Annotated in this window: 1 protein-coding gene; it reads left to right on the forward strand. The window is 40.9% G+C overall.

Annotated features, from left to right (window positions below; all coding sequences use genetic code 11):
• Positions 1–274, forward strand: a 274-nt coding sequence (locus HMPREF2580_RS10700; protein WP_176747483.1) for an N-6 DNA methylase, incomplete at both ends; no start/stop codon positions are given.

Raw genomic sequence — 274 nt, forward strand, 5'->3', positions numbered from 1 at the left:
TATTCAACATATGATTTATCACTTAGACGACGAAGGCACAATGGCTGTTGTACTTCCACATGGTGTGTTATTCCGTGGCGCAGCCGAAGGCACGATTCGTAAATATTTAATCGAAGAGAAGAACTATTTAGACGCCGTGATAGGCTTACCTGCGAACTTGTTCTTTGGCACAAGTATTCCAACGTGCGTTCTAGTCTTTAAGAAATGTCGCCAACAAGACGATGATGTGGTATTTATTGATGCCTCTCAATCCTTTGAAAAAGGTAAAAACCAA

Origin of the sequence: Staphylococcus sp. HMSC036D05 (assembly GCF_001836225.1) — a bacterium.
Lineage (GTDB): Bacteria > Bacillota > Bacilli > Staphylococcales > Staphylococcaceae > Staphylococcus > Staphylococcus caprae.